This is a genomic window from Mesorhizobium sp. M0048 (assembly GCF_040323405.1).
Taxonomy (GTDB): domain Bacteria; phylum Pseudomonadota; class Alphaproteobacteria; order Rhizobiales; family Rhizobiaceae; genus Mesorhizobium.
Window position 1 is genome coordinate 1 of the sequence record NZ_JAMYUV010000013.1, and the last position, 20,873, is coordinate 20,873.

Genomic DNA, 20,873 nt, shown 5'->3' on the forward strand with positions numbered 1-20,873 from the left:
CAGGCGAGCCACAAAGCGAAGACGTTCCTCCATCACCGAACACTCTCTCCACGGCATCAACACCTCCCGGCAAAAACCGAAAAGTGTTACCTATGTGTCCGGTCCAAATCGTCACCTATGTCTCGGGCCGCTCACGCATTAAGATAAAGAAGTTGGGCTAGCTACGCCCAGAACGGTGCTACGTCCATAGCGACCTAAGTTATTGCAGCTGATGCGACTTGGCACTTCAAGATACCCTTTGAACCTAACCGCTCTGTGATCTATCACAAACTACCTCGTGGGATTCTTGGGGGAATGCAGTTTTGGTATCCAGTGCCTATCGTGGAAGCCTGTTCACAAGTGACTTTGTGGAAAGCTCCATAGTTGATCTGCACGATTGGCAAGCCCTCACTGGGCACGATCTGAATGCTATACGCACGACGATCAATGGTGTCTTTGCACGGTTCCCTACGAGCCAGACGCCCAACGAGGCCACGACCGAAAACGACCTGATCTGGCCGATTCTCAGAGCGCTAGGTTGGGAGCAGTTCCTGACACAACAAAACCTTACCGCGAGCGGTCGGCAGGACGTTCCGGACGCGCTTCTATTCATTGACGACGCCGCAAAGAGCCGGGCTAATGCTCGTCCCGAAGAATGGCGGCGTTATGAGTTCGGCGCTGCGCTGGTCGAAAGCAAGCGATGGCTTCGGCCGCTCGACCGGCGTTCCGAAAAGCGGGACGAGATCACCGCTCCCTCCACTCAGATGCTGCGCTATCTGCGCCGGGTGGATGACCTGACCAATGGCAATCTCAGGTGGGGCATACTGACTAACGGTCTGCGCTGGCGACTATACTATTCGGGTGCGCAATCCATTGCCGAAGATTTCTTTGAAATCGACCTGGGTCTGTACTTGGCCTCGAAGGCTTCGAGGGTGGATTGTTCGCCCTAACAACCACCGAGCGAAACCACTGGTTCAAGGTCTTCGTACTCACGTTCCGTAGGGAAGGATTCGTCGCTGGTGCCGATCAACGTACATTCCACGACCGCGCACTTGCGGAAGGCAAGTTCTATGAAGAACGTGTCGCCAAGGACTTGTCGGATCTCGTCTTTGGGTTCGTATTCCCCGCGTTGGTCAAGGGCATTGCAGATGCGGCGCCCGGCGGCACTCTCGTTCAGCAAGTACGCGAAGCTGCACTGATCCTGCTCTATCGTCTGTTGTTCATTCTCTACGCTGAGGACCGCGACCTGCTTCCGGTTCGGGAGCCCCGATACGATGACTACAGTCTACGCGAAAAAGTCCGTCTCGACGTAAAGAGGCGCAAAGATGCTAATGATGTGTTCTCAGCGACCGCAGCCCGGTATTGGGCCACTCTTGACGATCTATGCAGGGCCATAGACGCCGGTGATGCTTCAATTGGTTTGCCTCCGTACAATGGGGGTCTGTTCAGCCGTGACAGAGCTCCGCTGCTCGCAAGCATCCGGCTAGGCGATGCCCTGATCGCGAACGTCATCGACGTATTGTCCTTCACCCAGTCGGATGGACAGAGGCATTACATCAACTATCGCGACCTCAGCGTGCAGCAACTTGGTTCGATCTATGAACGACTTTTGGAACATGAGGTCACATGGCAGGATGGCGAGGTTGAGGTCCGGCCCAACATCTTCGCCCGTAAGGCATCTGGCAGCTACTACACACCTGACGATCTTGTCGGTCTCATCATCGAAGAGACGCTTCAGCCTCTCGTCTCACGTTACACAGACGCCTTCAGGGAACAGGCAGAAGCTTTGGGTAATCAATCCAAGGGAGTGAATCGACGCGGCTCCCTGACCCGCTTTGATCCCGCGACGAAGTTATTGGAGCTGAAGGTGTGCGACCCGGCCATGGGGTCCGGCCACTTCCTTGTTAGCCTAGTCGATAAACTCGCAGACCATGTGATCGAAGCCATGGCGGAGGCAGAGGTTGTGCTTGAATGGGGCGACTACCACTCACCGCTTGCAGAGCGCATTGAAGCCATTCGCAACGTAATACTCGACAATGCCGAGAAGGGCGGCTGGACTGTCAACGAGGAGCAACTCGATGACCGCCATATTATTCGGCGCATGGTTTTGAAGCGTTGCGTCTATGGCGTCGACAAGAATCTGATGGCAGTTGAATTGGCGAAGGTGGCGCTATGGCTGCACACCTTCACGGTTGGCGCCCCGCTGTCATTCCTCGACCACCATTTGCGTTGCGGGGACAGTTTGTTCGGTGAATGGGTGAGAGGGGGCATCGACAAGGCGACAGTACAGGGAAGTCCGCTGTTGCTTCATGAACCAGTGCGACGTGCGCTTCGCGCGGCAGCTTCGATGCAAATAATCGAGGGGCTCACCGACGCAGAGATCGCTGAGGCGCATCGATCTGCTGACGTATTCGCCGAAGTTACTGAAATGACCGAAACGCTGAATGCGCTTCTTTCGCTCATTCACGCGCTCGACTGGCTTAATCTGCGCGATAGAGGTGACCGCGCGGCCGTGAGCGCATTTTTCGACAGTCAGTTTGGCGACCCGATACAGATTGCCTTGCGCCGCGCTGAACCGGAGGCAGCACGAGAAGACGGGCGGCGGTTCGCTGCGATCCTTGCCCGGGCGCGGGAACTGATCGACGAACAAAATTTCCTCCACTGGCAGGTCGCGTTTCCCGGCGTCTGGACGGAATGGGAGCAGGAAGGCCTCACCGGAGGATTTGACGCGGTAATAGGCAATCCGCCTTGGGACCGGATGAAACTACAGCAGGTGGAATGGTTCGCAGCCAGACGCCGTGAAATCGCGCTCGCCCAGCGCGCCTCTGATCGCAAACGCATGATCGTTGCCCTCGAGGCATCTGACGACCCGCTGGCACGGGACTTTGCCAAGGCGAACGATCGCGCCGAGGCGGGAACTCGCATGGCGCGTTCAAGCGGGGATTACCCGCTCTTGTCGGGCGGAGACGTGAATCTCTATTCATTGTTCGTCGAGCGGGCCATGGCGATTGTGAAACGGGACGGCGCCGTTGGTCTTCTCACACCGTCAGGGATAGCTTCTGACCTGACTGCCGCTCGATTCTTTAAGGGCGTTGCCGCGGAAGGGCGGCTTAGGGCCCTTTATGACTTTGAAAATAGGCGCACACGTTACAATTCCGAGCCCTTCTTTCCCGACGTGGACAGCAGGTTCAAGTTCTGCGCATTCATCGCGAGCTCAATTCCTGCTGCAACCCCGGCTAAATGCGCCTTCTTCCTTCAGGACACGTCCGAACTAAGAGACCCCGAACGCTGCTTTCCTCTCACTCCGGAAGATTTTATGCGCGTTAACCCGAACACGGGCACGGCTCCAATTTTTAAGACCCGGCGCGATGCCGAACTGACGACCTCAATTTACAATCGCTTGCCAGTGCTTGTTGATCGGTCTGGCGATGATCCGGTCAAGGCGTGGCCCGTGAGGTACACGCGTATGTTCGACATGACGAACGACAGCGCCCTGTTCCGAACACTTACGGAATTGGAGAACATCGAAGGCGCTTACCCGGTTGGACAAAACAGGTATCGGAGCACGGCCGGAGACTGGGTACCTCTCTATGCGGGGCGGATGATCCATATCTTCGATCACCGTGCGGCCTCGGTACGGGTTAATGATGCCAACCTACACAACGCTGCATTGAGCGGAGACGTGACACCCGAGGAAAAAGCTGATCCGGATTTCCTTACGACCCCTCAGTATTGGGTACCCGAACGGGAAATCACTCTGCCTATGAACCTAGGCTGGACAATTGGATTTCGTGATATTGCGCGAGCTACTGACGCCCGAACAATGATCGCGGCGGCCTTGCCTCGTACCGGCGCTGGGAACACTCTGCCTTTGATATTGCCGGACGGGCAAAGCATTCTGTTATCCGCCTTGTTGGGGAACCTGTGTGCAATTGGTTTAGATTATGTGGTGCGACAGAAGGCCCAAAGTACCCACCTGAACTGGTATATTGTCGAGCAACTGCCTGTGATCCCGCCCGATACATACAGCGTGGCCTACTTCGGCGATAAAACTGCTCTTGAGATTGTTACCGAGGCCGTACTGGAGCTTACGTACACGGCGCACGATATGGCACCCTTTGCCGTGGCTACAGGGTATGTGAATGAAGACGGTTCGGTGAAGCCTCCTTTTGTCTGGGACGAAAACCGCAGGCTGCATCTTCGAGCCAAACTCGATGCGCTGTACTTCCACCTCTACGGGATCACAGACCGGGATGACGTGCGGTACATCTATTCCACATTTCCAATCGTTGAGCGCGAGGAAACAGGGACCTGGGGCAGTTACCGGTCGCGTGACGTGTGTCTGCATTACATGAATGCACTTGCGGCGGGACATCCAGATGCTGTTGTGGAAGGCTAGCGGTCGCCCGGGAAATTCCGACAGTCGACGAGTTCAGAGGCGAGTTGCAGGCGCAAATTAGTCGCGCACCGCAGGCAGAGGTCACAGGTTCGAAGTCCTGCCCGCTGCGCAAAACTTGCGATCTGCCGATCTCCCATCTCCGCCACACCTCATAACCGGGACACCGAACCCAGTCTGCCCCCCCACAATCACCTAGCATCTCGGCGATCGACTGGAACCCAATCCACCTCGAACCACTTCTTAATCAGCAGTTTGCGAAGGGAGCGCCCCCGTGCCCGCACCGCCCGAAATGGATGTCGTCCTCGAAAAGCTGCCGTTGAGGATCGGCGCCTACATACCTGACGACCTGCTGGAGGTTTGCGCCGCGAACCGGCATGAACCCGGTCAGCAAGGAGGCGCTTGCCGCTGCCAAGAATTACGGCTGGCGCTTCGAATGCGACTTCAAGCACTACCCCGACCGCAAGGAGGGCGTGTTCTGGAAGTGGGTGCCGGCGATCTGACCGTGCTGGACGGTTCTGCGTTTCACGGAAACGCAGAACCGGTCTCCTCTTTTTTTGACGCAATTCCGGACGGAAAACCGTTTCACACTTTTCCTGGAATTGCTCTAGCCTCAGCCTATCGGCGTCGTCACCTTGCCGGTTCCGCCGCATTCGGGGCAGGTCCGGCCGTCGATCATGCCTGACCCTGCACAGCGGCGGCAAATGTTCTCGCCAGCGCCGGGGACGCCTGCCGGAACCTCGTCCATGTTGGTTTGAGCGGCTTGCCGGGGCTTGCCCTGCAGCTTGTTTCTCAACCGGGCGACCCAGCCTTCATCGACCTCGAGCGGCCTGCTGCTATCGTCCGGCAGGCCTTCGCCGGATTGGCCGATGGTTTCATTGCGCGGCCGGTCGTTCGCGCCTGTCGTGATCTTCTGAGCCATTGCCGTTGCCTTTACGCCTTGCAATTTTTCGAACGCCTCAGCCCCGCGGAGGTTCCGGTTGCGGCCAGCCGCCTTCAGCCGGGTTTTGCCCGCGCCGGCCGGCGGCCGCGGCTGGCGAGGATGGTGGGAAGCGTGACCGGACGAAAATCCCAGCTGTCGACACCGACGTCATATTGACGCGTGACCGGGGTGAGCCGGCCGTGCGAATGGCCATGCAGGTCGATCGATTTCCGGCCGATCTGGTTCCAGGTGCGAAAAGGATAGTGGCAAAGGATCAGCAGGCTGCCGCCGAGCGTCAGCTCCTTGTAGTGCTGGGTGCTCGCCCAACCCGTCGCGTCAATGGTGGCCGCAGCATCGTTGTTGCCGATGATCAAGTGCTTGCTGCCATGAAGAGACGACAGCAGCGACGACACGAAGGACGCCGAGCCCTTGGCAAAATCGCCGAGGTGCCAGACCTCGTCGTCCGGGCCGACAGTCTCGTTCCAGAACGCAATGAGCGCCCGATCATGCTCCGCCAGCGAGCCGAACGGGCGGCGGTCGATGCGCAAAATGCGCGGGTCGCTGAAATGCGTGTCGGCGGTGAAGTAGATCATGCGCTGGGGCCCGTTGTCGAACTGCCGCGCATGTAGGCGCGTGGCGCACCAAGTCCATGTTGCTCTCCCGATGCTTGCTCAACCCGCTCGATCGCCGGTTGTTCCTGGAAGCAGGCCCAGGTGGCTTCCGCTTGTTGGAACTTTAAGAAGGGGGAACTTTGAAACGGGGAACTTTGGAATGAGACGCAGGTTAGAATGCTTGAGGCCGATCCTCTGAAAGGACCTCGACGATGACCGACGCAGCACCTGTTGGGCGAAGCCCGGCTCAAGCGCGGGGCGATATCGACGCCGGGCGCGGAGGGGATAAGACCCCGGGGATCGACCCAGCCGCGGCTCCCATGGAAACCGACGCTGAATCGGCCGGCAGCGTTCCGGCAAAGGATCGGTCTGCGCCTCATGAAAAGCCGGAGTTCACCAACCAGGCGAGCTATGCCAATGCGATGCGTCCGCTGAAGGATGAGCCCGACGTCCAGCCGCGCCGATATGGGCCGGTGCTGGTGATTGCCGCCATCGTCGTGCTGGCCGCTGCGGTTTTCATCGGCGCAGCCATGCTGCGCTGAATATCGCAGATCCGAGAGCAGTGGCTGGACATTTTGCTTCCGGTCCGGGAACTTGCTGACGCGCCAGGTTGAGGCGCGATCAGTCCGGTGCACGTTGACCACGAACCACCAATTCTTTGCCCGAGACGCCACCACCGTGGCGCGCGACATGATTGGCGCGACGCTGCTTTTGCACGGCGTTGGCGGCATCATCGTCGAGACCGAAGCCTATCGCCCCGATGACCCGGCTTCGCATGCTTTCGGTGGCAGGACGGTGCGCAATGGCGCCATGTTCGGCACCCCAGGCAGCGCGTATGTCTATCGCTCCTATGGCCTGCACTGGTGCCTCAATGCCGTGTGCCTGCCCGGCAGCGCCGTGCTCATCCGCGCAATCGAACCGCAATCCGGACTGGAGGTGATGCGGGCCAATCGCGGCGTTGACGACCCCCGGCTGCTTTGCTCGGGACCGGGTCGCCTTTGCCAGGCGCTGGCAATCGACAAATCCCATGACGGGCTGCCGCTGGACGCGCCGCCATTCGAATTCAGGCAGCCGGGCGACGCCAGCGCCATTCTTACAGGCCGCCGGATCGGCATTTCCAAGGCTGTCGATGCCGAGTGGCGGTTCGGGCTGCGCGGCTCGGATTATCTGAGCCGCAAGTTCTGACGCCTGCGGCAGCGGCAGAGCAGCTGCCTGGCATCACTCGTCGGGTTTGCCGAGATGCATAGGTGTCGCCTGCTGGCGGGCTTCCCTGGTCACCTCGTCGGCTCCGGCAGGTGAAATCCCTCGCAACGCCTTCGCGGCTTCGACCAGGCGGCCGCGATCATTGCCGAAGTTCTTGATCAGCTGGCGGACCTGGTCGGCGGTGATGCCGTTCTGCTGGGCAAAATACTCGACTTCACGGTCGTCTTCCGCCGAAACGCGATCGCGGTCGCGGAAATCCCGCTTGCTCTTATCGTCGGCCATTTTTTCCTCCTGGTGGAGCTTCGCATCAACGGCAACGTGGGCAAGCGGCTTTCGTTGCCGCGACCGGGCGGACTTTTGCGCCGCCGAGCAGACTGACCAGGAACCATGAGGCGAGCAGCCGGTTTGGCTTGGATGCAGCAGCCACCAATTCATACCGATGGAGATTACGATGACGCTCGCAAGCAAAACCACTGTAGTTGCCGCGGCGCTGGCTATGTTGGCCGCGCCGGCATTCGGCCAGACGAGCCCGCCCGCGCCCGCAGCTCCGGCGCCCGGAATGAGTGGGCAAAGCCAGGATGCCATGCGCGATATGATGCGCCAGATGATGACCGAAATGCTGGAGGAGAGAATGCAAGAGGATCGCGCGCCCCGGGCGGAACGGCGCGGTCGCGACCGCTGGCATCGCGACTACAGGATGGGCCCGCCTGACCGAGGCTGGGAGACGGGTGGCGGCGGTGGCATGGGACGGGGGATGCATGGCGCGAGGATGCGAATGATGTTCGCCATAGTTGATGCCGATGGCGACGGCGCGCTTTCTCAGACCGAAGTCCAGGATTTCGTCGGGCGGATATTCAACGCCGTCGATGAGGACGGTGACGGCAGCGTCGACATGCAGGAAATCCGGTCCTTCTTCCACGGAGGCGGCACCGAGGATCAGGAGTAAGTCTCCCACCGGTCGGCAAGAGGCCTAGCCGGGCAGCGCCACCTATGTCGGCCGGGAAGATGAAACGTCGCTGGCAACGGGATACCAGGCTGCCAGCCGGGGAGATCCGTTCCTTGGCTGGCATTCCAACGCCGGCTGACCAATCAGACCAGCAGGGATTCGTTGGCCATGACAGAGAAAATTACGGAGAAAACTCCGACCATCGCCCGTATCTGGCGCGGCAGAACAATGCCTGAAAAGGCGGATGCCTACGAGAGTTACAATTACGAAGCCGGCATCAAGCCGCTGATCGAGAAGGCCCTGGGCGTGCAGACCTTTCGCGAGGACACGCCGAGCCATTCGGAATTCGTGACGATCTCCTATTGGGAAAACGTCGAGGCGATGGCGGCATTCACCGGTGGCGATCCGACGAAGATCCACCATCTGGAGCGTGACGAAGAGTTCCTGATCGAGCTGCCGTCGAGGGTGCAGGTGCTGCGCATCCGCTCCAGTCACGGCCGGCTGGCATAGGGCGCCGCCGCTGCCCAGATCTATGGAATCGCCGTCAAGTCGATTTCGGTAATGTGCCAGCGGCCGAGATTTGCGGTGTAGAGCTTGTCGCCCTTGAAGGCGATGTTGGTGGGATGGGCGAGCGTGGTTGCCGCCGGATCCTCGATCAGCACCTCGAGCCCGCTATCCTGTCGCCAGCGATAGATGCGGCTCGGCTCGTAGCACGAGATGAACAGCGAACCGTCCGGCGCCACGGCGACGCCATCGGGGACGTTGTTCACGCCGTCCACGACGAGCTGGCGAGGTCCTGCCGTGCCGTCGGCACGGATCGGCACATAGCTGACGCAGGCCGCGTGGCTTTCCACGACCTAAAGCCCATTGCCATCCGGCGCCAACGCCATGCCGTTGGCGAAGGCCATGGCCTCGCGGCACCACAGGCCGCCTTCGCCGGTCTTCAGATCATAGCGGAAGATACCGGAACGGTTGTCTTCGCCGAGGCTATCGGAGACATAGAGCCAGCCGCGCGCCTCGTCGACGATCGGATAATTCGGCACGCGGATGCCGGCCGAAGCGAAGCGTTGCATCTCGGCCACCGCGGCATCCCAGCGAAAGACCGCCGCATGTCTGAGATCGCAAGCAAAGCAGTTGCCTGCGCTATCGAACGCGATGCCAAGCAGAAAGCCTTCCGTGCCACCCATACGTTCGACCGAGCTGCCATCGGCGGCCAGCCGCAACAGGTCGCCGGTTTCGGTGCCGCACCAGATCGAGCCGTCGCTATGGATGGCCACGCCTTCAGGATGCGCGACGCGCGGGCTGGTGAAGATGCCGTCTAAGAAGACCTTCGCGGCCGACATTTCGAGCAACGGCTTTGCCATGCGCCGCCCCCTCTTCAGCCTGTTTCGGTATGCGATTGCTGCGCGGCTATACAGCGCTCGACCATCAGCCGGTCGGCCGCGAGGATCTCGGCGATCAGCGCGCCGCGCTCCTTGGCGCTGACGAATTCCAGTCGCCGCAGGCCGAGCGGGTCGATCCGGTTTCGCAGGACATCGAGCGTCTCGTTCGCGGGCAGCGGAACGTCGCGGCAATGGGCAGCGAATATCACAGCAAAGCCGGTGGCATCCTGGATCTGCTGCCGCGTCACGCCCGGCATGGTCTCGATGACGGCCAGTTGCCGGCTCTCCCGGTCGAGCCGAAACACGCAAAGGTCGGTGAACACTAGCGCCGCGCCGGTCCGATAGCCCATCGGCTCGCGTTCGGCCTGCGTCAACAGTCCGCGCGCCGAGCTGGCGATCTCGACCGTATCGACCAGCGACTGCACCGAATGGCGGGGGACGTAGAGCAGATGATCGCGGTGCATGTTGGCGACATCGGCCATGCCGCCTTGCCCGGGCAGCCGGATGGCGCTGCCATCGCGTTTGCGCAAGGCTATGGTGTTGACGCGGCCGCGTCGATCGACCTGCGCGGCACCGACGATCTCATGCGTCACTGCGCCGGCCTGGTAGTAGGTCGAATAGGTGTCGTCGCCGCCGGCATGCGCCACCGCCGTTTCGCAATCGAGGCTTTCGATCAGCGACAGGATCATCGGGCTCGGCGCGATGTCGAGATGGCCGCAACTCATGGTGGCGATGATCATGTCCGGCGCGTGCGTCGCTTTGGCCAGCCGATAGGCGACATTGGCCAGCGGCGACACCGCGCCGGCACTGGCAAAGCTCGCATTGTCGAGTTCGGCGGCGATGCGGGCGGCGATGATCTCGTCGATGGACGCCTGCTTTTCGCTGTGCACGAGCCGGGGCATGGCGAGGACTGTCTCAGCCCGGACTTTTGCAGCGTCTTGAACCCGCTCCGGCACGCCTTCCGAAGGCATGCTCAGGCTGTCCGACAAAGGTATTTCCTTGACCGCGAACGCCCCCGCCAACGCTTGATAATCCGTCACATAGAATGGCAGGCAGGAGGCGGGATAGGCGCCGCCCGGCGCCAGCGCTATGGCCGACACCTGATTGCGGGTCAAAATGCTTTGCCGGCCGTCATGGCGCAGCGCCCCGACCGGGACGATTTCCTCAACCGTGACCAGCACCTGGCGCGCCGCGCCGGCCATGGCGAAATCCAGCGCCCGCGGCCCGATGATCTGGACATTGCCGCTCTCGTCGGCGCGCTGGCCATGGACGACGAACGTGTCGAGCCGCAAGGCCGGGATGAACCCGATCTCGGTTCTGGCAATGGGATCTGGCACGGCGATCGCGCCCGGCACGCGCGCCAGCATGTCCGAGCCCTCGGGAAGCTGAAACGGCATCGACGGCAGGTTCTGCTGCGCCGCCCGCAACGCCTGGATCATGGCCAGCGCCGTCCAGTCGCGGACCGGCACGGCATTGGTCTCGGCGGCCGCGCGGAAGCGCGGCGGCAAGCCAAAAATGTCGAGGCTGGAAAAGCAGATGTCGATCTCCGCCACGGCATCCGCTTCGAGGAGCAGTTCGAGCGGCAGGCCGCCGGCCCAGCAGACATAGCGTAGGCCTTTGACGCCCGAGCGGGCGATGGCGCGCAGCAGGGCGATCGGCAACCGGGCAAAATGATGCCCGCCGACGCCGAAGACATCGCCGCCGCCGACCATCGCGGCCAGGCTCTCGACATCGGTGAAGCGCGGCCGGTTCGGCTTGACCAGGGATGTCATTGCCCAGCCTTCGGCCGCGCGGCGCTTTTTTCGGCGAACGCCTTCACCCGCTGCTGGCCGGTCTCGCTACGATAAAGCCGGCCCAGTACGTCGCGCTCCATGGCAAGGCCTCCCGCCAAGTCGCCCGACACTGCGTGCGCTGTCAGCGCCTTCAATGCCTCGATCGCGGCAGCCGGTTCGGCGGCTATCATGCCGGCGAGTTCCAGCGCCCGCGGCATCAGCTTTTCGGCGTCGACGACTTCGTTGACCAGCCCGGCGGCGACGAACTCGGAAGCCGGCACGATGGCGCCGGTCATCAGCAAAAGGTTGGCGCGGTTGCGGCCGAGCTTTTGGACGCTGCGCTGCGTGCCGCCGCCGCCGGGGACCAGCCCTAGCTTGATCTCCGGCAGGCCGAGCTTCGCGAACTGGTTCGCGATGACGATGTCGCAACACAGCACCAACTCCATACCGCCGCCGAGCGCAAAACCATTGACCGCGGCGATGACCGGCTTGCGGTTGTTCTCGACTGCCGCATACATGCGCGTGCCGGCGGCCTGGAAGGCGTCGAACTCGATAGCTGTCTGGGCAGCGTATTCCTTGATGTCGGCGCCGGCCATGAAGCCGCGCCCCTCGCCGGTCACTACGATCGCGCCGACGCCGTCATCCTGCGACAGCGCCTCGAAAACCTCGGTGATCTCGCTTTGCATCAGCCGGTTCATGGCGTTGAGCTGATCGGCGCGCCGGAAGGTGACGACTGCGACGCGCCCGGATATTTCCAAGCTGAGTGTCTGGTAAACGCTCATCGTCAGGCAGCATCCACGGTCATATCGCCGGACGCCTCAAGCGCTGCAATCTCGCCGCTGGAGAGGCCGAACTCGGCCAGTATCTCGCGGCCATGCTGGCCGACCAGCGGCGCCGGCCGCTCTATGGTAGCCGGCGTCTCGCTCATCTTGACAGCCGGCGCGACCACCCTGACCTTGCCGCCGCGCGGATGATCGTAGCTGGTGATCATGCCCAGGTGCTTAACCTGCGGGTCCTCGGCTGCGCGCCTTATGTCCTTCACCTCGGCGCACCAGATGTCGGCTGCGAGCAGCCGCGCCAGCAGGTCCTGCGTGGCAAACTTCCTGGTTTCGGCGTTGACCTTGTCGAACACCTCGTCGCGCCTGTCGAACAGGGTCTTCAGATCGTCGTAGACGGCAAGCTGCGGCGCCTCCAGCACTTCGTACAGCGTCTTGAACGGGCTCATGGCGATCGACACATAGCCGCCGTCCTTCGCTTCATAGACACCGAACGGCGCCTGCATGCCGGGGTGGCCGATGCCGGAATTCGGGCGCACGAAATCCTCACCGAGATTGAGCACGGCGACATATTCCTGATTGAGATGCGCCAGCATGCCGGCGAGCAGATTGACCTCGATCTTCTGGCCCTTGCCGGTCTTCTCGCGATAGTAGAGCGCCGACAGGATGCCGTAGACCATGTTCATGGCGCCGATCTGGTCGGCCAGGCCGGCACCGGCCGGAACAGGAGCCTGATCGCCGCGGCCGGTGTTGGAGATCAGCCCGGACAATCCCTGGATCAGCATGTCCTGGCCGGGGCGCTCAACGTAGGGGCCCTCCTCGCCATAGCCGGAACCCGAGCAATAGATGATGGCGGGATTGACCGCCCTGAAATCCTCGTAGCCATAGCCGAGCCTGGCGAGCACGCCGGGGCGGAAATTCTGCACCACCACATCGGCCTTCTCAGCCATGTCCATGATGATGGCATGCACCTTGCGGCTTTTCAGGTTGAGCGCGATGGAGCGCTTGTTGCGGTTCCAAGCGAGGAAATTCGGGCTTTCGGAGCCGCCGACCCATTTGGCGAAGAAGGTCATGCCGCGGAACATGTCGCCGGCGCCTGAACGCTCGATCTTGATGACGTCGGCGCCCATGTCGCCGAGCAGCTGCGTGGCGAACGGCCCCTGCAGCAGATGGCTGAAATCGAGGATGCGGACGCCTTCGAGGGCCTTGTTCATTTTTGTCTCATTGGTTGTCAAAGCAGGTCGGGTACGTAGCGGGGTGCCGCGGTGAGGCCGCCGTCGACGCGCAGGTCGGTACCGGTGGTGAAGCCGGCGGCGTCGGAGGCGAGATAGACGGCGGCTTCTGCCACTTCGGACGGTTTGCCGATGCGACCGAGCGGATGCATTTTCACCCAGGCCTTGGCGAGATTGCCGCCGATCTCCTTGATCAGTTTGTCGTTCATCGGCGTGTTGATGGTTCCGGGCGAGATCGAGTTGACGCGGATGTTGAGCGGGCCGAACTCGACCGCCATCTGACGCGTCATCGCCATCACCGCACCTTTGGCGCCGGCATAGGCGGTCCAGCCGTCGAGCCCGATATGACCTTGCGCCGAGGCCATGTTGATGATCGAGCCCGATTTCTGCGCGATCATATGCGGCAGCGCATATTTGCAGCCGCGGAACACGCTGGTCAGGTTGACTGCGATCAGCCGGTGCCACTGCTCGTCGGTCATCTCATGGACCGGCATGCCGCCGATGGCGATGGCGGCATTGTTGACCAGAATGTCGAGATGGCCGGTTTTGCCGACGGCGCCGTCTACCAGGGCGGCGATGTCGGCCTCCTCCGCCACGTCGCAATGGATGTAGTCAGCGCGGTGGCCGGCGGCGCGCAGCTCGGCTGCGAATTTTTCGCCCTTCTCATCATCGATGTCGCCGAGGAAGACGTGCGCGCCCTCACGCGCCATTGCCTCGCTGATCGCATGGCCGATGCCGTCGGCGGCGCCGGTGACGATTGCGGTTTTCCCTTTGAGACGATCCATGTCAGACTCCAATGGCGCGCCGGCGCTTCGCTTCGTCGAAAGCGACGGCGGCAATGATGATCATGCCGGTGATGACCAATTGCCATTCGGTCGGCAGGCCGAGCCCGCGCAGCCCGTTGGACAGGAACTGCAGGATCAACACGCCGAGCGCCATGCCGGTCAGGCTGCCGATGCCGCCGGCAAGGCTCACCCCGCCGAGCACGGTGGCGGCGACGACCTGGAACTCGAAATTCAGCCCAGCCGTATGCTGCGCCGAGCCGACGCGGGCGGCCAGGATAATGCCGGCTACCGTTGCCAGCAGCGCGCTGATGATGAAGCAGATGAACTTGACGCGGCGCACGTCGTAGCCTGCCAGCCGCGCTACTTCCGGATTGCCGCCGACGGCATAGATCTGCCGCCCGAACGGCCGGTGCTGCATCACGTAGGCGAAGACGGCGAGCAGAACGAGGGCAATGACAGCCGAATAGGGAACGACGTTGAACAGGCGACCGTCCGACAGCGCGATGAAGCTGTCGAGCGCTGCATCGTCGGGGATGGCGCGCTGGCCGGTGTAGAGGTAGACACCGCCGCGCATGATGAACATCGTGCCCAGGGTCACGATCAGCGAGTTGATGCCGGCATAGGCCGTCAGATAACCATTCACGACGCCGATGATCAGCCCGAACAGCAGCGCACCGCTGATGCCGAGCACAAGCGAGTTGGTGTCGTTCATGATGATGATCAGCGGCAGCGCGATGGTCGCCAGCAGCGACCCGATCGAGATGTCGACCTCGCCGGAGATGAAGACGATGGCGCAGCCTATGCCGGCTGTCAGTGCTAGCGAAGCCTGACCGAGCACATTGGTGATGTTGCGCACAGAGAAGAAATTCTCGGCGGTGAAGGAAAAGAACGCGATCACCAGGATGAGGCAGAGGAGCAATGCCACTTCCTGCCGTGCGACGAGCCGCGCCAGCATGGACGGCCCAGCTTTCAACGTGTCGGTGCCTGCCAGGCTCATCACTTGGTCCCGTTCCGAGGCGTCATCGTCTTAGCCGATCGCCGCATTGAGGATGTTCTCCTGCGTGGCCTCGTCGCGGGACATGATAGCGGTGAGGCGGCCTTCGCACATCACCGCGATGCGGTCGGCAAGCCCCAGCAGCTCGGGCATTTCGGACGTCATCATGACGACCGCCAGGCCTTCGCCGGCGAGCCGGTCGATGAGCGCAAAAATCTCCGACTTGGCGCCGACGTCGATGCCGCGGGTCGGTTCGTCGACGACGATCACCTTGAGACCGCGCATCAGCCAGCGCGAGATCAGCACTTTCTGCTGATTGCCGCCCGACAGGTTCTTGACCTGCTGGAACAAGCTGGGCGTCCTGATGCGGAAACGGTCGACATAGTCCTGCACCGCTTTGCGTTCGCTTGCCTTATCGACGAAGCCCATCCTGGCGAAGGCACCGAGCGAGGCGAGGCTGGCGTTCTGGTAGACCGGCAGCTCGCCCATCAGCCCTTCGCTCTTGCGGTCTTCGGTGAGCAGGCCGATGCCGAGCCGGACGCCGGTGTGCGTGTCGTGCGGCAGCAGCGGGCTGCCATCGACCGAAATAGTGCCGGAGGTGATCGGATCGAAGCCGACAATCGCCTTGGCGAGCTCGGTCCGACCCGCCCCCATCAAGCCGAAGAAGCCGAGGACTTCGCCGGCATGCGCTTCGAACGACACGTCCTTCAGCTTCTTCGCCGTGCTAAGTCCTTGCACGGAAAGGGCGACCTTGCTGCCTGGTGCACCGCGCTTGCGCGGGAACAGGTTTTCGATGCGCCGGCCGATCATGTCCTGGATCAGCGTATCGTTGGTGTGCTCGCCGATCGGCCTGGTCGAGACGTGGCGGCCGTCGCGCAATACGGTCACGGTGTCGGCGATCTCGAAGACCTCGTCGAGCTTGTGGCTGACATAGAGCACGGCGATGCCGAGCGCGGCGAGCCGGCGAATGACGGTGAACAGCAGCGAGACCTCGTTCGGCGTCAGCGAGGAGGTCGGCTCGTCCATCACCACGACGCGTGCTTCATGGGCGAGTGCGCGGGCGATCTCGACCATCTGCTGCTGGCTGACCGGCAGCGATCCCGTGCGCGCCGCCGGGTCGACGTTGAAGCCGATACGCTTGAACAGGGCGGCCGCATCGGCACGGATCTTCTTCCAGTCGATCGACCCGCCTTTGCCGGTCGGATAGCCTTCGAGGAAGATGTTCTCGGCGACGCTGAATTCGGCGATCAGCGCGATCTCCTGGAACACCACCTTGATGCCCTCTTTCAGGCTGTCGCGCGGCGACTTGATGTCGGCCTCGCGGCCGCGCAGGCGAATGGTGCCGGCATCCTTGCCGTAGACCCCGGCCATGATCTTGATCAGCGTCGACTTGCCGGCGCCGTTCTCGCCCATCAATGCATGGATCTTGCCGGGTTCCAGGGTCAGATCGACGTTATCCAGCGCCACCACGCCGGGAAAGCGCTTGCCGATGCCGCGCATCTCCAGCGCCGGCACGCTTTTATCGACAGCCACGGTTTCGGCGGGGTGAAGGAAATCAACCGACATTGGCTCTGTTCCGCACGATGTCGAGATAGGTCGCCAGGATGATGACGATTCCGGGCACCACCATCTGCAGATCCTGGTTCCAGCCGAGGATGATGATGCCGTTGTCGATGACCTTCAGCACCAGCACGCCCAGCAACGTGCCAAGCAGCGAGCCGCGGCCGCCAAGCAGGCTGGTGCCGCCGAGGATGACGGCGGCAATCACCGTCAGCTCGAAGCCGCGGCCGGCGGTCGGCTGGCCGGCATTCATCAGCGACGACAGGATCATGCCGGCAATGCCGACGCAGAGGCCGGTGACGACGAAGGCGAAGAGTTTTAAGCGTTGCGAGCGCACGCCGGAGAGACGAACCGCGCGCTCGTTGGCGCCGACAGCGTAGAGATAACGGCCGAGCGTGGTGAAGCGCAGCGTTGCCGCGGCCAGCGCGAAAATCACCGCGGCAACGACCACGGGCAGCGGGATCGCGCCGATATAGCCGGCGCCGAGATCGGTGAAGCCGGCAAGTCGGTGGTGGTTCTGCACCGCCTCGCGGGTGAACAGATAGACGCCGCCCTGCAGCATCATCATGGTGCCGATGGTGGCGATCAGCGAGTTCACCTTGAGCATGGTGACGACCAGCCCGTTGAACAGGCCGACCGCGCCTGAAAAGGCGAGTGCCGCCAGCAGGCCGAGCGTCAGGCTGTGTGTTGAATTGAGCACGGCCATGCCGATACAGCCGACAAAAGCCAGCGATGCACCGACCGACAGGTCGACTTCCGCGGTGATGATCAGCATCGTCATGCCGGAGGCAACGATCAGCACCAGCGCGCATTGGCGCAGGATGGCGATGATGTTGGCCTCGGAATAGAATTGCGGCGCCGCAATCGACATGGCGATGCAGAGCACGGCCAGGATCACGCCGAGCACCAGCTGGCTGCTGCCCAGCAGCTGGCCGCCGATGAAACGCCTTGGCGCAGAGGATTGCGTAAGCTCGCTCATGTCCATTTCATTTCCGGGCCCGTATCGGTGCCGTCGCCGTTTGGAAACCTGCGGGCCAAAACAGGACGGTTGCCCTGTTTTTCCGTCGGCATATCCGATCCGCTGCCCTTCCCGCCGTGCGGGAAGGGCTACCCGGAATCCTTACTTCTTCAGATCGGCGGAAGTTTTCATGCATTTTTCCGGTGGCTGAAGCGAATTGACGGCATCCCATTTGATTTTGCGTGTGGTGCCATCGTAGTCGTAGAACTTCTTCCAGGCGTCACCGTTCATCGGCGCGGTCGGGCTGACGATGTGTTCCGGCACCTCTTCGCCGTTGAAGAGCTTAACCGCTGCATCGATGGCGGTGTAGCCTTCCTTTTCCGGGAACATCGCGGCCTCGATCCGGTAGGACGGCTCGTTCTGCATCGCATTGATGAAGGCGAGGCCTTCGCCGCCGGTGCCGACAGTCAGCAGGCCGTCCTGCGGCTTGCCGGCCGCTTTCCAGGCCTGAAGGCCGCCGAGCGAGGAGGAATCGTTGATGCCGTAGATGATGTTGATGTCGGCGTTCTTGGCAAGAGCCGCCGAAGAGACTTCGAGTGCGCGATCGGGATTGCCGCCGCCGTCGAGGTCGTGGACCATGACCGCGTCGGGGATGATGGTCTTCAGGCCGTCCATGAAACCCTGCGACCGCAGGACGGTGGCGGACAGCAGCGGCAGGCCGACATTCATCACCTTGGCTTTGCCCTCGAGCTTTTCCTTGGCGTATTTGCCGGCTTCGACGCCGGCGGTGTAGCCGGTGTCGTAGTCGCAGATCGCGACCATTGTGGTCATGCCCTTAACCGGATTGCCTTCGAGCACGACCGGAACGTTGTTGGATTTCGCCTGGCGCAGCAGCGGCACGACGCCTTCCTCGTTGACGGGCGTGATGATCAGGACGTCGACGCCCTTGGCCATGAAATCTTCGGCGGCGGAGACCTCCTTGGCGACGTCCAGATTGGCGTCCTGCACCTCGAGCTCGATACCGAGTTCCTTGGCGCGGGCCTGCATACCCTTGATGACGTTCTGATACCACTCATGCGTGGCGTAGTTGGTGACGTAGCCGATGCGCTTCGGCATGTTTTCGGCCTGTGCCGCGGCGCCGCTCAGAGCCAGCACGGCCGCCGAGGCAAACAGCATCGATTTGGACCAGTTCATGTTTCTTCTCCCTGTATTTCTTGTCAGTTGCTGAACGGATAGTCCCGCCGTTCCGGGTCGGCACGTGAAGAGGCGGCAGCTTCGCCCGCGCCCATCGCCGCCGATATCGTCTCGGCCGCCGCCTTAGTCCGCTCAAAGACGGTGCTGCGATCGAAGCGCGCGGCCTTTTGCGGCAGGAACGGGACGGTGAGCGCGGCAATGACTGCGCCGGTATGGTCGCGCACCGGCGTCGAGATGTTGATGCAGCCCTCGACAGCCAGCGAGGCGCGCATTTCATAGCCGAGCCTTGCGACTTCGTTCAGCCGCGCTTCGATTTCCGCCCGGCTGCCTTGGCCTTCGCCTGCAGCGACGATCCGCTCGACGATGCGGTCGCGCTCGGCGCGGCCAGAATGCGCCAGCAGCACCGCGCCGGAACTCGTTTCGAGGATCGGGAAATGCGAGCCAAGGGCAACCGAATAACGCATCGGCAAAGGCGAATCGATCTGCAGCACGACCAGTGCGCTCTCGCCTTCGCGGACGACCAGATGGCAGCTCTGGTCGGCATTGGCGGCCAGGCCGCGCATCACCGGCAGCGCGCATTCGACCAGGCGGTTCACCGGGGGATGCATATGCGCCAGTTCGAACAGCTTCAGCGACAGGCGGAAGCGGTCCGATTGCGTCCGGAAAATGTAGCCGCGCTTCTCCAGCAGCAGCAGGATGCGGTAGATCTCGTGAATGGAGCGCCCCATTCCGGTGGCGATCTCGGTCTGGGTCAGCGGCTCGCCGCTGGCAGCCATGAATTCCAGTATGTCGAGCGCCTTCTCCACAGCGGGCACGCGGTAGCCGTTGCGGCCGCTTTCGCCTTCGTCGACGATCTGGGCAATATCGGTGGCCATTACGCGACGCTCCGTTGCGGCTGGCCATGCCTGGTCTCGCGATAGAGCCGGTTCAGCCGGTCCGCGAGCTCCGCCGCCGGCAATTCGCCGGTGATGGCCGCCGCGGCGTGAGGGGCGCATTGGCGGAAGAAGCTGATGAAGCCCGGATGGGTCGGGCGCAGATAGGAAGCTTCGATCGTCGCCAGCGTCGAGGCGAAGAAGCCGCCTGAGAGAGCGTTGACCTCGGCATCCTGCCACGCCGCCAGCGATCCCGGCTGTCCGCCGGATTTCACGTAGTCGCCGCGCTGATAGCCGGGCGAGCACAGAAACAGCGCGTAATCGATGGCTGCCTGCTTGTGTTTCGATTGAGCGCTGACGCCGATGCCGGCACCGCCGAGCAAGGCGCCGGCGGATCGCGGTGTCGGCACGTCGGCGAAGCGCAGATACGGCCTGTCTGCCCTGGAGGCGTAGTTCACATAGCCGAAGGCGAACGGCACGTAGACCACGTCGTCATGCGCGATCATATGATCGTAGCAGCGGATCGGGTTCCATTTCGGCGAGTTCGGGTGCGACAGCGCCGCAAGCTGGCGCAACTGCCCGACGGCCTGCTCGATTTTTTCCCCAGCAATGAACTCGTCGCCGTCTTCGCGGGGCTCACCCAGCGTCAAAAGCAGGCACATGGCGTCAGTCGGCACCAACGGCAGCCCAAGCCATTTGCCGTCCTTCAAGGCGCGCCGGCCGAGCTCCAGCACGTCATCATGGCTGTGCGGCAACGAACCGTAGCGCTCCAGTAGATCAGGGCGATACGAGGCAACCTGGCAGGCAGCATCGATTGGCAACGCCCATTGGCGCCCGTCCCTCGCGTAGGATTGCCAGGATGCGCCGACCGAATCCCGTTCGAAGCCGCGGCGCTGCTCAGCCGACAAATCGAACAGCACCATCAGCCCGCCTTCGGCAATATCGCCGATGAACGGATGATCGAACACGACAAGATCATAGGCGCCGAGCACCGGACCAAGCGCGCCCTCGCCGAACTCATAGAGGCTGCGGCGGTCCCATTCGATCTCAAGACCGGGATTGGCGGCGCAATACGGCCCGATGCTGGCCTCGAGCGGACCCCAGCAGCGTCGGTGATCCCACGCGAGGCCGCGCAGTCTTGTCATGCCGAAATTCCTCCCAGAGCCGCCCATGCGCCGGCCCAGCTGATTAGTAGCAACTATTTTCACCTACACAAGTAGTTTTTACATACGCAAAGCCGAACTCCTTCCGGTTTGGCAGAAAGCCGCCCAGCCGCCCCTGGTTCGCATCG

21 protein-coding genes and 1 pseudogene are annotated in these 20,873 nt (G+C 62.2%); 7 read left to right on the forward strand and 15 right to left on the reverse strand.

Annotation, left to right across the window (positions count from 1 at the left end; genetic code table 11):
• Window positions 1-302 precede the first annotated feature (302 nt).
• The 3 genes and pseudogenes from NKJ84_RS14525 (at window position 303) to NKJ84_RS14535 (ending at window position 4,878) form a co-directional block, all read left to right on the forward strand.
• Window positions 303-929 (forward strand): hypothetical protein, encoded by a 627-nt coding sequence (locus NKJ84_RS14525; RefSeq protein ID WP_352507008.1) that lies wholly within the window; start codon window positions 303-305, stop codon window positions 927-929.
• The gene (locus NKJ84_RS14530; RefSeq protein ID WP_352507009.1) at window positions 917-4,378 is read left to right on the forward strand and encodes an Eco57I restriction-modification methylase domain-containing protein; all 3,462 of its coding nucleotides are present in this window, start codon (window positions 917-919) and stop codon (window positions 4,376-4,378) included. Before NKJ84_RS14525 ends, NKJ84_RS14530 begins: the two co-directional genes overlap by 13 nt.
• A gap of 271 nt (window positions 4,379-4,649) precedes the next feature.
• Window positions 4,650-4,878 (forward strand): annotated as a pseudogene (locus NKJ84_RS14535) (hypothetical protein).
• A gap of 110 nt (window positions 4,879-4,988) precedes the next feature.
• Here NKJ84_RS14535 and NKJ84_RS14540 read toward each other — a convergent pair.
• The gene (locus tag NKJ84_RS14540; RefSeq protein ID WP_352477109.1) at window positions 4,989-5,297 is read right to left on the reverse strand and encodes a hypothetical protein; all 309 of its coding nucleotides are present in this window, start codon (window positions 5,295-5,297) and stop codon (window positions 4,989-4,991) included.
• A gap of 74 nt (window positions 5,298-5,371) precedes the next feature.
• On the reverse strand, window positions 5,372-5,890 hold the full coding sequence (locus tag NKJ84_RS14545) for a metallophosphoesterase (protein ID WP_352507010.1): 519 nt from the start codon (window positions 5,888-5,890) through the stop codon (window positions 5,372-5,374).
• Window positions 5,891-6,120: 230 nt separating this feature from the next.
• On the opposite strand from NKJ84_RS14545, the gene NKJ84_RS14550 reads away from it, so the two are divergent.
• Together NKJ84_RS14550 and NKJ84_RS14555 are read left to right on the forward strand one after the other, a co-directional pair.
• On the forward strand, window positions 6,121-6,450 hold the full coding sequence (locus tag NKJ84_RS14550; RefSeq protein WP_352507011.1) for a hypothetical protein: 330 nt from the start codon (window positions 6,121-6,123) through the stop codon (window positions 6,448-6,450).
• A 94-nt stretch (window positions 6,451-6,544) separates the two neighbouring features.
• Complete coding sequence (locus NKJ84_RS14555) at window positions 6,545-7,093, forward strand: DNA-3-methyladenine glycosylase (RefSeq protein ID WP_352507012.1); 549 nt, start codon at window positions 6,545-6,547, stop codon at window positions 7,091-7,093.
• Between the two features lie 33 nt (window positions 7,094-7,126).
• On the opposite strand, the gene NKJ84_RS14560 is transcribed toward NKJ84_RS14555, so the two are convergent.
• Complete coding sequence (locus NKJ84_RS14560; RefSeq protein WP_352507013.1) at window positions 7,127-7,393, reverse strand: DUF3606 domain-containing protein; 267 nt, start codon at window positions 7,391-7,393, stop codon at window positions 7,127-7,129.
• 169 nt (window positions 7,394-7,562) lie between these two features.
• On the opposite strand from NKJ84_RS14560, the gene NKJ84_RS14565 reads away from it, so the two are divergent.
• Window positions 7,563-8,057: an EF-hand domain-containing protein gene (locus tag NKJ84_RS14565; RefSeq protein ID WP_352507014.1), complete on the forward strand. Its 495-nt coding sequence runs from the start codon at window positions 7,563-7,565 to the stop codon at window positions 8,055-8,057.
• 168 nt (window positions 8,058-8,225) lie between these two features.
• Window positions 8,226-8,567 carry an antibiotic biosynthesis monooxygenase family protein gene (locus tag NKJ84_RS14570; RefSeq protein WP_352507015.1) on the forward strand — a complete coding sequence of 114 codons (342 nt, stop codon included), beginning with the start codon at window positions 8,226-8,228 and terminating at the stop codon, window positions 8,565-8,567.
• Window positions 8,568-8,587: 20 nt separating this feature from the next.
• On the opposite strand, the gene NKJ84_RS14575 is transcribed toward NKJ84_RS14570, so the two are convergent.
• From NKJ84_RS14575 to NKJ84_RS14630, 12 genes are all read right to left on the reverse strand, one after another.
• Window positions 8,588-8,911: an SMP-30/gluconolactonase/LRE family protein gene (locus NKJ84_RS14575; RefSeq protein WP_352507016.1), complete on the reverse strand. Its 324-nt coding sequence runs from the start codon at window positions 8,909-8,911 to the stop codon at window positions 8,588-8,590.
• 3 nt (window positions 8,912-8,914) lie between these two features.
• On the reverse strand, window positions 8,915-9,421 hold the full coding sequence (locus NKJ84_RS14580; RefSeq protein WP_352507017.1) for an SMP-30/gluconolactonase/LRE family protein: 507 nt from the start codon (window positions 9,419-9,421) through the stop codon (window positions 8,915-8,917).
• Between the two features lie 14 nt (window positions 9,422-9,435).
• Window positions 9,436-11,211, reverse strand: a complete 1,776-nt coding sequence (locus NKJ84_RS14585; RefSeq protein WP_352507018.1) for a CoA-transferase — start codon at window positions 11,209-11,211, stop codon at window positions 9,436-9,438.
• Window positions 11,208-11,993, reverse strand: coding sequence for an enoyl-CoA hydratase/isomerase family protein (locus NKJ84_RS14590; protein WP_352507019.1), 786 nt, complete (start codon window positions 11,991-11,993; stop codon window positions 11,208-11,210). The genes NKJ84_RS14585 and NKJ84_RS14590 overlap by 4 nt, the downstream gene beginning before the upstream one ends.
• Window positions 11,994-11,995: 2 nt before the next feature.
• Window positions 11,996-13,201, reverse strand: a complete 1,206-nt coding sequence (locus NKJ84_RS14595; RefSeq protein ID WP_352507020.1) for a CaiB/BaiF CoA transferase family protein — start codon at window positions 13,199-13,201, stop codon at window positions 11,996-11,998.
• 17 nt (window positions 13,202-13,218) lie between these two features.
• Window positions 13,219-14,004, reverse strand: coding sequence for an SDR family NAD(P)-dependent oxidoreductase (locus NKJ84_RS14600; RefSeq protein WP_352507021.1), 786 nt, complete (start codon window positions 14,002-14,004; stop codon window positions 13,219-13,221).
• A 1-nt stretch (window position 14,005) separates the two neighbouring features.
• Entirely contained in the window at window positions 14,006-15,001 is a 996-nt protein-coding gene (locus NKJ84_RS14605; RefSeq protein WP_352507022.1) for an ABC transporter permease, read from the reverse strand.
• A gap of 30 nt (window positions 15,002-15,031) precedes the next feature.
• Window positions 15,032-16,564, reverse strand: coding sequence for a sugar ABC transporter ATP-binding protein (locus NKJ84_RS14610; RefSeq protein ID WP_352507023.1), 1,533 nt, complete (start codon window positions 16,562-16,564; stop codon window positions 15,032-15,034).
• Entirely contained in the window at window positions 16,554-17,537 is a 984-nt protein-coding gene (locus tag NKJ84_RS14615; RefSeq protein ID WP_352507024.1) for an ABC transporter permease, read from the reverse strand. The genes NKJ84_RS14610 and NKJ84_RS14615 overlap by 11 nt, the downstream gene beginning before the upstream one ends.
• A 141-nt stretch (window positions 17,538-17,678) precedes the next feature.
• Entirely contained in the window at window positions 17,679-18,710 is a 1,032-nt protein-coding gene (locus tag NKJ84_RS14620; protein WP_352507025.1) for a sugar ABC transporter substrate-binding protein, read from the reverse strand.
• A gap of 23 nt (window positions 18,711-18,733) precedes the next feature.
• Entirely contained in the window at window positions 18,734-19,585 is an 852-nt protein-coding gene (locus NKJ84_RS14625; protein WP_352507026.1) for an IclR family transcriptional regulator, read from the reverse strand.
• Window positions 19,585-20,727, reverse strand: a complete 1,143-nt coding sequence (locus NKJ84_RS14630; protein WP_352507027.1) for an extracellular solute-binding protein — start codon at window positions 20,725-20,727, stop codon at window positions 19,585-19,587. The genes NKJ84_RS14625 and NKJ84_RS14630 overlap by 1 nt, the downstream gene beginning before the upstream one ends.
• Window positions 20,728-20,873: the final 146 nt, after the last annotated feature.

Bases quoted from the DNA above. Each gene is read 5' to 3' on its own strand.
- NKJ84_RS14540 (WP_352477109.1), bottom strand. From the start codon at position 5,297: ATGGCTCAGAAGATCACGACAGGCGCGAACGACCGGCCGCGCAATGAA.
- NKJ84_RS14545 (WP_352507010.1), bottom strand. From the start codon at position 5,890: ATGATCTACTTCACCGCCGACACGCATTTCAGCGACCCGCGCATTTTG.
- NKJ84_RS14550 (WP_352507011.1), top strand. From the start codon at position 6,121: ATGACCGACGCAGCACCTGTTGGGCGAAGCCCGGCTCAAGCGCGGGGC.
- NKJ84_RS14560 (WP_352507013.1), bottom strand. From the start codon at position 7,393: ATGGCCGACGATAAGAGCAAGCGGGATTTCCGCGACCGCGATCGCGTT.
- NKJ84_RS14565 (WP_352507014.1), top strand. From the start codon at position 7,563: ATGACGCTCGCAAGCAAAACCACTGTAGTTGCCGCGGCGCTGGCTATG.
- NKJ84_RS14570 (WP_352507015.1), top strand. From the start codon at position 8,226: ATGACAGAGAAAATTACGGAGAAAACTCCGACCATCGCCCGTATCTGG.
- NKJ84_RS14580 (WP_352507017.1), bottom strand. From the start codon at position 9,421: ATGGCAAAGCCGTTGCTCGAAATGTCGGCCGCGAAGGTCTTCTTAGAC.
- NKJ84_RS14585 (WP_352507018.1), bottom strand. From the start codon at position 11,211: ATGACATCCCTGGTCAAGCCGAACCGGCCGCGCTTCACCGATGTCGAG.
- NKJ84_RS14590 (WP_352507019.1), bottom strand. From the start codon at position 11,993: ATGAGCGTTTACCAGACACTCAGCTTGGAAATATCCGGGCGCGTCGCA.
- NKJ84_RS14595 (WP_352507020.1), bottom strand. From the start codon at position 13,201: ATGAACAAGGCCCTCGAAGGCGTCCGCATCCTCGATTTCAGCCATCTG.
- NKJ84_RS14600 (WP_352507021.1), bottom strand. From the start codon at position 14,004: ATGGATCGTCTCAAAGGGAAAACCGCAATCGTCACCGGCGCCGCCGAC.
- NKJ84_RS14605 (WP_352507022.1), bottom strand. From the start codon at position 15,001: ATGAGCCTGGCAGGCACCGACACGTTGAAAGCTGGGCCGTCCATGCTG.
- NKJ84_RS14610 (WP_352507023.1), bottom strand. From the start codon at position 16,564: ATGTCGGTTGATTTCCTTCACCCCGCCGAAACCGTGGCTGTCGATAAA.
- NKJ84_RS14615 (WP_352507024.1), bottom strand. From the start codon at position 17,537: ATGAGCGAGCTTACGCAATCCTCTGCGCCAAGGCGTTTCATCGGCGGC.
- NKJ84_RS14620 (WP_352507025.1), bottom strand. From the start codon at position 18,710: ATGAACTGGTCCAAATCGATGCTGTTTGCCTCGGCGGCCGTGCTGGCT.
- NKJ84_RS14625 (WP_352507026.1), bottom strand. From the start codon at position 19,585: ATGGCCACCGATATTGCCCAGATCGTCGACGAAGGCGAAAGCGGCCGC.
- NKJ84_RS14630 (WP_352507027.1), bottom strand. From the start codon at position 20,727: ATGACAAGACTGCGCGGCCTCGCGTGGGATCACCGACGCTGCTGGGGT.